The sequence below is a fragment of the Flavobacterium pokkalii genome (assembly GCF_014596575.1).
GTDB classification, from domain to species: Bacteria; Bacteroidota; Bacteroidia; order Flavobacteriales; family Flavobacteriaceae; genus Flavobacterium; species Flavobacterium pokkalii.
In genome coordinates, this window is the sequence record NZ_NASZ01000046.1 from 1 (window position 1) to 1,730 (window position 1,730).

Annotated in this window: 1 protein-coding gene; it reads left to right on the forward strand. The window is 32.9% G+C overall.

Annotated features, from left to right (window positions below; all coding sequences use genetic code 11):
- Window positions 1-680 precede the first annotated feature (680 nt).
- The gene (locus B6A10_RS16150; protein ID WP_188221695.1) at window positions 681-1,634 is read left to right on the forward strand and encodes a hypothetical protein; all 954 of its coding nucleotides are present in this window, start codon (window positions 681-683) and stop codon (window positions 1,632-1,634) included.
- Window positions 1,635-1,730: the final 96 nt, after the last annotated feature.

The following is a 1,730-nucleotide window of genomic DNA, read 5'->3' on the forward strand; positions in this document are numbered from 1 at the left end:
TAAGCTGTTCTCGTTTTTCAGGGCTATAACTTGCGCTATTCCGTTGAAAATTAAGAACCATTTTACGTTCAGTCCTTCCTTATTGGTGAGTCCTCCACTCCTTTGAGTGGCTCGTTTCCTAACAAGTACTACGACTTCTGCTGACTTCTTGACTTAACTAACTCGTGGTTGCCAAGACCTCCCCTGGTAAGAGCTTTTCCCTTCCTCCAATTCCTGCGCCATCTACAAATCAACGATTTTGGTAATCTTCGGACTTTGCGTTGCTGTGGACGCTTATCCTCGTTGGCTTGCCTCTTATGACGTTTCTGTTCGTCAGTACCGGATTTTGTCGTCTCGCTTCCTTCACTGCATACCTCACGATAAACCAGCTTGCGACGTACTAATAGTTCGGGGTTTCAATCCGCCTATAAGGGACTTGCACCCTCTGGAAAAATAACACGCTGTAAGATTTGTTTTCTAATTCAAAATTTGTATTTTTCAATTTTTATTCAAGCTTACAGCGTGTGTCCTGCTCATGCAGGGCACACACACAGTATTGCCAAAAGCGGGGCTGAACGGCTTCGATTGGACATTTGTGCAAGGTTAAACATTCGTTCTTCGATTGAACTTTTGCACTAAAAATACCCGCCTTCGGCAATACCCAAACCGTTAACTGCTATTTCACCAGAACTAAATCGAAAATGACAACATCAGAATATATAATTCAATCGAAAAAAGACATCAAACATTCTCAAAGTTTGAATGTTACTTATGAGCTGTTGAAGAATTATGAAGAATTAATAGATAAAAAAACAGACATTTCATTTTTACAAATAATTCCTGTTAGGATAGTTGCATCAAATGAAAGTTTTTTTAAAGAAACTTTCAGTTCGTTATTAAATCATAACAATAAATATTTAACAAACTCAAAAAATTTACTTAAACGAAATAATATTAAAATTGATATCGAAGATGTTTTGCATATTTCAAAATCAAAATTTACAATTGGAGATTTAGTAGCATATTCATTATCATATTCTTCTTTAGAAACAATACTTAAAAATTTCGAAGAGATAACAGGAATTAATGTTTATAAAGAACTTGAAAATGTTGGAGAATATATTCAAGAAATGGAATTAGATGACAACATAATAAATGAAAAAAGACCATATGAAAAAGGAAGGATTTTGAAAAACTTGAGTGAAATTTACGAATGTAGGAATATAATTTGTCACGATTTCCTTTCTGCTAGTCACAACTTAAATTTAAATTATGAAACTCTTCGACATTACATAATGGATTCTGTTATACTACAACACAGTATTAATCACATTTGTTCGAAACTAATTTACAACGATATTCCTCTTGAATTTGAAGAAAGAATGGAATATTTTAAAAATATCATCGAAGAGAAAAATTCTGAATTAGAAAATCTATATATAGAAATTGAAAACAGTTTTCATTCAAAAGAACAAATTGAAAATTTAAAGAAAAATATTATTAATTTTAATAATTATGTTGAATGTTCTTCTAAAGATTTTGGTTTTTGGTTTAAAAATGAAGGTATATTTGACGATCTAATTTTAGAAAATAAAATAAAAATACTTGAAAATAGAATTGAAATTATAAAAGAGGAAATAAGAAACAGCAGTTAATCGAGTAGACGGCTCTGCCAGTAGCTGACAGAGTGCGCCTCTCACACCACCGAGCGTACGGGTCACGTACTCGGCGGTTCGTAAAATGATGGATTA